Source organism: Candidatus Methylomirabilota bacterium (assembly GCA_036002485.1).
GTDB lineage: Bacteria > Methylomirabilota > Methylomirabilia > Rokubacteriales > CSP1-6 > AR37.
In genome coordinates this window covers 1-4,897 of the sequence record DASYTI010000186.1, presented here as the reverse complement: position 1 = coordinate 4,897, position 4,897 = coordinate 1, and the positions used below count along the sequence as shown (strand labels likewise).

At 68.4% G+C, this 4,897-nt stretch carries 5 protein-coding genes; all 5 read right to left on the bottom strand.

The annotated features are described in order from the left end of the window. Nucleotides 1–180: 180 nt before the first annotated feature. A complete protein-coding gene (locus VGT00_17095; GenBank protein ID HEV8533143.1) occupies nt 181–1,464 on the bottom strand; it encodes a pitrilysin family protein in 1,284 nt (427 codons plus the stop codon). Nucleotides 1,465–1,592: 128 nt separating this feature from the next. After that, on the bottom strand, nt 1,593–2,936 hold the full coding sequence (locus VGT00_17090) for a pitrilysin family protein (GenBank protein ID HEV8533142.1): 1,344 nt from the start codon (nt 2,934–2,936) through the stop codon (nt 1,593–1,595). A gap of 23 nt (nt 2,937–2,959) precedes the next feature. Next, complete coding sequence (locus tag VGT00_17085; GenBank protein ID HEV8533141.1) at nt 2,960–3,652, bottom strand: SDR family NAD(P)-dependent oxidoreductase; 693 nt, start codon at nt 3,650–3,652, stop codon at nt 2,960–2,962. Then, nucleotides 3,649–3,948, bottom strand: a complete 300-nt coding sequence (locus VGT00_17080) for a 4a-hydroxytetrahydrobiopterin dehydratase (GenBank protein HEV8533140.1) — start codon at nt 3,946–3,948, stop codon at nt 3,649–3,651. Before VGT00_17080 ends, VGT00_17085 begins: the two co-directional genes overlap by 4 nt. 11 nt (nt 3,949–3,959) lie before the next feature. Then, on the bottom strand, nt 3,960–4,897 hold a 938-nt coding region (locus VGT00_17075), incomplete at its 5' end, for a chromosome partitioning protein ParB (GenBank protein HEV8533139.1).

Below are 4,897 nucleotides of genomic sequence, written 5' to 3'. Positions count from 1 at the left end.
TCGGCCTGCGCGGCATCTGGGTGGACCGCGAGCGGACGGGCCTGCCCGAGGGCATCTCCGTGCGGCCCCACCGCATCGTGCGGGAGTTTTCGGAGGTCTTGGACTCGACCCCCTCACCCTGACCCTCTCCCCCACTGGGGGAGAGGGAAAGGAAGTGCCGGACTCTTGAGGCGAGGGCGGTTACTTGGGGGGCTCGACGATGACGGTGCGCACCGTCCCCAGGTAGCGTCTGGCCACGCGCTGGAGATCAGCGGCCGTGACCTTCTTGACCTCTCCCGCGTAGCGGTCGAGGAATTCCTGGCCGACGCCGGCGACCTCGTAGAAGGCCAGGTACCAGGCCTGCCGCTGATTGGTCCGCCGGTCCATGGCCTGACTGCCGAGCAGATAGGCCTTGGCGATCGAGAGCTCCTGCGCCGAGACGGGTTCGTTCTGGACCCGGGCGAGCTCGACCTTGAGGGCGGCCTCTGCCTTGGCCACGTTCTCGGGCGCGGTGCCGAGCAGGTTGACGAAGGCGCTCGTGTCGACGCGGGTCGCGTACTGGGCAAACGTCGTATAGGCGAGGGCCTGCTTGTCGCGCAGCTCGGAGAAGTAGCGCCCGGCCATGCCGCCCCCGAGGAGCGAAGCCAGCACCTTGGTCGGCGCATAGTCCTTGTCGGTCAGCGACGGAGCGAGCCCGGCCATCACGATCTGGGCCTGGGCCCCCGCCACCGTGAAGACCTGTCGCGTGGCCGCCGCCGGCGGCGGCGCGGGCGGGCTCGGCACGGGTGCCTTGCCGGCCGGCATGCCGCCGAAGAGACGCGCGACCTGCGCCTGCACCTCGGCCGTCTTCACCTGGCCGCTCACGGCCACCACCATGCCTTCGGGCACATAGTGGGCGCGGTAATAGGCGACGAGCGCGTCACGGGTCAGGCGCTCGAGGCTTTCTCGGCGTCCCATGGGATCCCAGGCATACGGGTGCGATCCGTACAGCGCCTCGCGCATCCGGTCCATGGCGACGTCAGAGGGCTTGTCACCGCGGTTCCTGATCTGGCGCACCAGGAAATCGCGCACGGGGGTGAAGGTGCCGTCGGGCAGCGAGGGCCGGATCGCGATGTCGGCCACGAGCTCGAGCATCTCTTGCCAGTGGCGTGATAGCGCGGTGGCCGTGATCTCCGAGTAGTCCGCGTCGCCATAGGCGTCGATGCTCCCGCCCATGCGGTCGGCCGCCTCCACGATCTGCTCGCCGGCCAGCTTTTCGGTGCCGCGCACCATCATGAGCTGGAGCAGGTTCGAGATACCCGCCGTGTCGGGCGTCTCGGTGCGCGTGCCCATCTTGAGCATGATGGAGAAGGCGACCACGGGCGCGATGGGATTCTCGCGCACGAGCAGGGTGAGCCCGTTGGGCAGCCGCGTCCGTGTCACCCCGTCGACCTGGGCGGTCGCCACAGACGGGACGAGGAGGGCCAGCAGTACGGCAGCGCGCACGCACAACATTCTGTACCTCATTGAATTGGTACTCGCCTCGCCGCGGTCCGGCCTGCGGGATCTATTCAGCTCTCGCCTCAGGGCTCCGCCCTTCAGCTCGAAAGGCGGGCAGCGTCTCAGCTCGAAAATCATCTGGCCTTCCCCGGTACGAAGGCGATGCGCGCGTAGTCGCTGAGGGGGAGATACTTGCGGGCCGCGTCCCGGATCTGCTCCCGCGTCACCGTCCGGAGCCGCTCGAGGTAGCGCAGCTCGTCCTCGAGCTTGCCCATGGTCTGCGCGAGACCGTACGCCGAGGCGACGCCGTCCGAGGTCTCGTACGAGAAGGCGTGCTCGGATTCGGCCTTGGTCACGGCGAGCTGGCGCTCCTCCTCCGTCGGCCCCTCCCGCTGGATGCGCGCGATCTCCTCGATGATGCGGCGCTCGGCCTGCTCCACGTCCGCCGCCTCGAGGGCGGCCTGGACATAGATGATGCCGGAGAGCTGCAGCGAGGAATTGGTCATGCTGATGCTCGCCACGATCCGCTCCCCGTCGCGCAGGGTCTTGGCCATCCGCGAGCTCTCGCTGCCTGCCAGGATGGTCGAGAGGAGATCGAGAGGGAAGCTGTCGGGGTTGCTGAGACTGGGCGCCTGCCAGCCCATGGCCAGATGCGCCTGCTGCTCCGGCCTCTCGACGGTGCGCCGCACCATGCCCTTGATGGGGCTGAGGGGCGGCGCCGAGGGCGGCGCATAGCCGGTCCGGCGCGCCTGCCCGAAGGTGCGGTCGACCATGGCCCGCACCGTCTTGATCTCCACCGGGCCCACGACCACGAGCGCCATGTTCTCGGGCGCGTAGTACTGCCGGTTGAAGGCCTTGAGCTTCTCCTGGGTCGCCGCGTTCATGGTCTCGGTCGTCCCCAGCACCGGACGACCGTATGGATGATCGGCGAAGACGAGGCCGTAGAGCTGGCGGATGATGGCCGTCTTGGGATTGTCCTGCTCGATCCGCGCTTCTTCGAAGATGACCTCGCGCTCCGCGGTGATCTCCTTGGGATCGAAGGTGGAGCGAAAGGCCATGTCGTCCAGCAGTTCGATGGCTGTGCGCGTCGCCTCGCTGGGCACGGTGATCTGGAAGGTCGTGTAGTCGAAGGAAGTGAAGGCGTTGTCGCGCCCACCCTGGCCCTCCACGATCCGGTCGATATATCCGGGACCGAACTTGTCCGTGCCCTTGAAGAGCATGTGCTCCTGGAAATGCGAATAGCCGAGGCCGTCGGGCCGCTCGTAGCGCACGCCGGTGGCGACCCAGAGATAGACGGCGACGATGTCGGCCGCGCGGTGATCCTGGACGATCAGGGTGAGGCCGTTCGGCAGGACCTGGAGGATGGGCGGGGGCGGCTCGCCCGACGGCGCCGCGGCACGGACGCTTGCCGTGGCGCACCCTGATGCGAGAAGCGCGGCCAGGATCAGGGCGGCCGCGGCGCGGGGAGCGACGGTCATGCGGCGGATTCTAGCGTAGATCGTCACACCGGTATACAGGCGCCGGAGACCGCGACCGCCCCGTCCGAGACCAGATAGGCGATCACGTCGGCCACGGTGTCGGTGCTGACCCAGCCCGAGCGGTCGGCGTCGGGCATGGCCAGGCGATTGGCCGGCGTGTCCATGGTGCTCGGCAGCACGGCGTTGACGGTGATGCCATGTCCGCGCACTTCCTGGGCCAGGGCCTGGGTGAGAGCGATGATCGCGCTCTTGGCGACGGTGTAGGCGATGAACCCGCCCAGGGGCGGCACCACGGCGCGCGAGGAGATGTTCACGATGCGCCCGCGGCGCGCGGCGGTCATGGGCGAGAGGACGGCGCGCGAGGCGATGACGGCCGAGGTCAGGTTGAGATCCATCATCCGCCGCCATTCGGGCAATGGGGTTGAGGCGAGGTCGCCTCCCGCGAAGCCGCCCACCGCGTTGACGAGCACGTCGACGCGCTGAAGGCGGCCGAGAACGTCGGAGAGGAAGGCGGCCATGGCCGCCTCGTCGGTGACGTCGGCGCGGGCGCCATGAAGCCGCGGGCGCGGGTCGCCCGCGCGTGATTCGAGCGTCGCCCATTCCTCGGCCACGACCCATGGGACGGCGACGCTGGCACCTTCGCGGAGGAGGCGGAGGACGATCGACTGGCCGAGGGCGCCCGTGCCCCCCGTGACGATGGCGACGTGACCCGTCACGCGAGCCGGGAGGCCAGCGCCTGCATGCGCGCGGCGAGATCGAAGTCGAGCGCGGTCAGCCCGCCGGCGTCATGCGTGGTCAGGTCGACGGTGACACGGTTCCAGACATTGGACCACTCGGGGTGATGGCCCATGGACTCGGCGGCGAGGGCGGCCCCGCTCATGAAGCTCCAGGCCTCGACGAAGTCGCGGAAGACGAAGGCCCGGTGAAGCTTGCCGCCCTCCAGGCTCCAGCCGGGCAGCTTGGAGAGCCTCGCGGAAATTTCCGCGTCGCCGAGCTTGACGGGGGCGGCCATGCGGCGCGCGCTCAACCCGCCGCGGGAGCGCCCATGATGGCCGAGCGCTGGATGTCTTCGTAGCGGACCTTGGCGATGTCGAAGTCCTCGATATTCTCTTTCAGCTTCTTGAACGTCTGGTCGAAGGAGGGCAGGGTCTTGCGCTGCCGGGTGAGGGGCGTCGTGCGGGCGAGCACGAAGTTCTTCACGTAGGGATGATTGATCCCGCGCTTCTTGATCTTGGCCACCACCTCCACGAGCGCCTCGTCGGCTTCGCGGACCAGCTCGGCGCGCTCCTCCCGCTCCCCGAGCGTCTTCGGGAAGCGCCCCTTCAGGAACTTGTCCACGCGTCGCAGGATGGGCGCGAAGGCGCCGCCCGCGAAGCGCTTGTTCTTCTCGTAGAGAAGCCCCAGGGTGATGAAATGGGGAGCCTCGAACTGGAAGGCGTAGCCTTCCTCCCCGCTCTCGGGCTCGTCGTCCACCAGCCCCCGGTACATGCGAATGACCTCGAGGGACTTCTCCTTGAGGTTGTGCGCCTTCTCCGTGTTCAGCGCGAGGATCTGGAAGGCGACCTCGGGCTCGGGTACGAGGATAGCGGGCACCAGCTTGGCCTTGAGCTTCTCCAGCACCACGCGGCGGTGATTGCCGTTGGGCGTCCAGTAGAGGCCCGGCTTCGGCGACATCACCACGATGGGATCCACGAAGCGGTCGATCTTCCTGACCACCTCCTGCAGCCGCTTGGCGTGCGTCGGCGAGAGGTCGCGCTGATACGGGGTCGGCTCCACCTTGTCCATGGGCAGGAGACAGAAGATGTGCCAGTGATCGCCCACCGGCTCACGGTAGAGGGCGAGGGCGACGCCTCCGTCCCCCGCGACCTGCTCGGCCAGCGCCACCACCGCCTTCGGCGCGTCCTCGTCCGGGAACTTTCCCCACGTGGCCATGGCGCCGATTATGCCCGACCCGTCAAGGC

Coding starts and splice junctions, on each gene's coding strand:
- VGT00_17080 (HEV8533140.1), bottom strand. CDS start 3,948: ATGGCCGCCCCCGTCAAGCTCGGCGACGCGGAAATTTCCGCGAGGCTC.
- VGT00_17090 (HEV8533142.1), bottom strand. CDS start 2,936: ATGACCGTCGCTCCCCGCGCCGCGGCCGCCCTGATCCTGGCCGCGCTT.